This window comes from Pseudomonas sp. JV245A, assembly GCF_032424515.1.
Taxonomy (GTDB): domain Bacteria; phylum Pseudomonadota; class Gammaproteobacteria; order Pseudomonadales; family Pseudomonadaceae; genus Aquipseudomonas; species Aquipseudomonas protegens.
On record NZ_VYKE01000461.1, the window covers coordinates 1 to 770 of the forward strand.

The 770-nt window shown below is 67.1% G+C and carries 1 protein-coding gene; it reads left to right on the forward strand.

The features are described 5' to 3' along the window. Positions 1-114: 114 nt before the first annotated feature. Positions 115-770, forward strand: a 656-nt coding sequence (gene cbiE, locus F6S12_RS32440) for a precorrin-6y C5,15-methyltransferase (decarboxylating) subunit CbiE (protein WP_315869948.1), incomplete at its 3' end; no start/stop codon positions are given.

Below are 770 nucleotides of genomic sequence, written 5' to 3' on the forward strand. Positions count from 1 at the left end.
CGGCCGTGTGGGAAAAGCGCTTCGTCAGCGAAGGCGCGGTATTATGCCTGCTTTGTCCGAAGGCATGAAAAGCCTGCCTGTCGGAACAACAGGTTTTGCGTTCGAGGAATAGAGATGTCGCCCTGGCTGACAGTAGTGGGAATCGGTGAAGACGGCTTCAAGGGCCTGGGCAGAAATGCCCGGCATGCCCTGCTGGGCGCATCAAAGATCGTCGGCGCCCAACGCCAGCTGGACCTGCTGCCACCCTGCATCCGTGGCCAGCGCCAGCTGTGGCCCAGCCCGTTTTCCCTGGAGCCGGTGCTGAGCCAGCGTGGTGCTGCAGTCTGCGTCCTGGCCAGCGGTGACCCCATGCTGTTCGGCGTCGGCGCCAGCCTGGCGCGGCAGCTGCCCGCAGAGGAAATCCAGGTACTGTCCTTCCCTTCGTCCTATTCCCTGGCGGCTGCGCGCCTGGGCTGGCCTTTGCAGGAGGTGATCACGCTCTCTGTGGTCGCACGGCCGATCAGCGCACTCAGCGCCCAACTGTCCGGCGGGGTACGCCTGCTGGTGCTGAGCAATGACGGCCACAGCCCGGCTGCCATCGCCGGCCTGCTGCGCGAGCGCGGTTTCGGCCCGAGCCGGATCAGCGTGCTGGAACACCTGGGCGGCCCCCTGGAGCGGCGCATCGACGGCACCGCCAATGACTGGGCCGACCCGGCAATCGCCGACCTCAACCTGCTGGCCATCGAATGCCTCGCCGAAGCCAGCACCCCGCGCCTGTCGCGGCTCGCCGG